The organism is Bacillus cereus group sp. BfR-BA-01316 (assembly GCF_022664195.1).
In the GTDB taxonomy this organism is placed as follows: Bacteria; Bacillota; Bacilli; order Bacillales; family Bacillaceae_G; genus Bacillus_A.
Genome location: NZ_JAKUGX010000093.1, coordinates 1 through 492 on the forward strand (window position 1 = coordinate 1; position 492 = coordinate 492).

Consider the following 492-nt stretch of genomic DNA (forward strand, 5'->3'; position numbering starts at 1 on the left):
ACGGAACCATTCGCTCCAATCCACCATACTTCCATGCTGTTCGGGATTCTTGACACCGCCGTAATGCCCCCAGTTGTTGAAGCACTGCCTGCCGGGGCTGTTTCCTGTCGTCTCCATGGTTGCCCTTCATACCAGAAAGCACTTTGCACGGAACCATTCGCTCCAATCCACCATACTTCCATGCTGTTCGGGATTCTTGACACCGCCGTAATGCCCCCAGTTGTTGAAGCACTACCTGCTGGAGCTATTTCCTGTCGTCTCCATGGTTGCCCTTCATACCAGAAAGCACTTTGCACGGAACCATTTGCCCCAATCCACCATACTTCCATGCTGCCCGGGATTCTTGACACCGCCGTAATGCTCCCCGTTGTTGAAGCACTACCTGCCGGGGCTGTTTCCTGTCGTCTCCATGGTTGCCCTTCATACCAGAAAGCATCCTGTACCGAACCATTCGTTCCAACCCACCATATTTCCATGCTGTTTGGAATTCTT

The 492-nt window shown here is 52.6% G+C and carries 1 pseudogene; it reads right to left on the bottom strand.

The features are described 5' to 3' along the window. Positions 1-476 (bottom strand): annotated as a pseudogene (locus tag MR071_RS25110) (PLL family lectin); the annotation flags it as partial. Between the last annotated feature and the right edge of the window lie 16 nt (positions 477-492).